The organism is Rhodococcus sp. P4_F5 (genome assembly GCF_056401315.1).
The window spans coordinates 1-1,791 of the sequence record NZ_JBFUJP010000147.1; the positions used below are offsets into that span (position 1 = coordinate 1).

Below are 1,791 nucleotides of genomic sequence, written 5' to 3' on the forward strand. Positions count from 1 at the left end.
GCCGGGTTCGCGGTCACCGCCGGTGTCGGCATGGCTGGTGCGGCGCCGAGTTCGGTGTCCTGGGCCGACGGCAACAGCAACTTCACCCGGACCGTCAGCAACACGACGCCGGTCGAGGGCGAGGTCGTCACGACCTCGATGAAGTTCATGCGGAAGGCTCTCACCGTCGTTGAGTACGTCCAGGCGGTCAAGGACTTCCATCCCGCGTGCATGACGTACGTGGACGGCTCGGCGAAGGTCGACGGCTCTCCGCGTGGGCTCGAGAGCCAGGGCGCGGACTTCGTCCGGGTCACGGGTGACTGGGCGGTGTACCCGAACATCGAGCCGAAGTCGCACACCTTCGAGTTCTCGTACAAGGTCGGCGCGAACTGCGATCGTGACGTCGCGATGAACACGTGGACGGACTACTCCGGGTCGCTGGGTTCGGGTAGTTACCCGAACAAGGGCACGACCGTGACGGTGAGCAAGAACGTCACCACGACGGCGTTGGCCGCGGTGCCTGCGGGCGTCCAGGTGGGCCAGGCCGTGCCGCTGACGGCAACCGTCACCGGCGGTGCCGCCGGCGACAACGTCGAGTTCTTCGACGGCGCGACCAAGATCGGCCAGGGTGCACTCGACGCCGCCGGCGTCGCGACTCTGACGTGGACCCCCGCCGAGCGCGGCGCCCACGCGCTGTCCGCGAAGTTCGGGGCGACCACCAAGGCGCAGGGTTCGCAGTCGGCCCAGCAGAACATCCAGGTCGCGCAGTCCGATGCGGTCTCGTCGACCACGCTTGCCCCCATCGCCGACGCGCAGGTCGGGCGGTCGAGCACCCTGAAGGCCACCGTCTCCCCGGCCGGTGCCGGTGGCAACGTGGTGTTCAAGGACGGCGCCACGACGCTGGCCGAGGTCCCCGTCGCCGCCAACGGCGAAGCTGTGTACTCCTGGGTGCCGGCCACCCCGGGCGCCCACGCGATCACCGCGACGTTCTCCGGACGCACCGGTGTCACCGGCTCGAACGCCTCCGCCAACGTGACCGTGGCGGCGCAGCCGGCCGAGAACTCCAGCTCGACCACTGTGCTCACCGTTGGTGAGAACCTGAAGGTCGGCCTGGCGTCGACCGCGTCCGCGAAGGTCACCCCCGGCAACGCCGGCGGGTCGGTCACCTTCAAGGAGAACGGTGTCGTGATCGGCACCGCCACCGTCGACGCGAACGGCCAGGCGAGCATCGCGTGGACGCCTGCCGTCGCCGGCCAGCGCAGCATCGCGGCCGAGTTCTCCGGTGCCGGCACTGTCAACGCGTCCGCGGACAGCGTTTCCGTGGCCGTGTCCGAGGGCACCCCCGGCGGCGGGGAGAACGGCGGCGGCACCGGCAGCCTCGGCTCGCTCTTCGGCAGCTAGGCGCAGCACCACACAACTGATCAGGGCCTCGGCTCCCTCGCGGCCACAGCGCGGCGGGGGATCCGAGGCCCGATTGTTCGCGGCACCTTCGGTTTCCGGCTGCCGTCTCGGTTCGTCGTCTGAGAGGAAAACATGTCTGTAGGTAACACGCGCCGGATCGTCGGTGGTGTGAGCGCGTTCGCGGTGGCGGCCGGGTTCGCGGTCACCGCCGGTGTCGGCATGGCTGGTGCGGCGCCGAGTTCGGTGTCCTGGGCCGACGGCAACAGCAACTTCACCCGGACCGTCAGCAACACGACGCCGGTCGAGGGCGAGGTCGTCACGACCTCGATGAAGTTCATGCGGAAGGCTCTCACCGTCGTTGAGTACGTCCAGGCGGTCAAGGACTTCCATCCCGCGTGCATGACGTACGTG

General features: G+C 69.2%; 1 protein-coding gene and 1 pseudogene. Both read left to right on the forward strand.

Annotation, left to right across the window (positions count from 1 at the left end; translation table 11 throughout):
• Positions 1-1,380: Ig-like domain-containing protein (locus tag AC1DU4_RS26285; protein WP_477844912.1), on the forward strand; the 1,380-nt coding region annotated here is incomplete at its 5' end.
• A gap of 132 nt (positions 1,381-1,512) precedes the next feature.
• Positions 1,513-1,791: pseudogene (locus AC1DU4_RS26290) on the forward strand (Ig-like domain-containing protein); the annotation flags it as partial.